General features: G+C 51.0%; 1 protein-coding gene. It reads left to right on the forward strand.

Annotated elements, in window-relative coordinates; all coding sequences use genetic code 11:
* Nucleotides 1–208 (forward strand): transposase (locus MO867_RS24485; RefSeq protein WP_252473574.1); only part of this gene is annotated, 208 nt, incomplete at both ends.

Here is a 208-nt window from a genome sequence, read left to right on the forward strand (position 1 = left end):
CCAGCAAGGCCATTGACACGATTCTTGGCCTTAATATTGAAGGCAAAAAGGAGCTGCTGGGGCTCTATTTATCCGACCAAGAAGGCGCACATCACTGGCTGAGTGTTCTGACCGACCTCAACAACCGTGGGGTCAAAGACATCCTGATTGCATGTGTTGATGGCTTGAAGGGCTTCCCTGAGGCTATACAGAGCATCTATCCAGCGAC

The organism is Microbulbifer okhotskensis (assembly GCF_023895975.1).
GTDB classification, from domain to species: domain Bacteria; phylum Pseudomonadota; class Gammaproteobacteria; order Pseudomonadales; family Cellvibrionaceae; genus Microbulbifer; species Microbulbifer okhotskensis.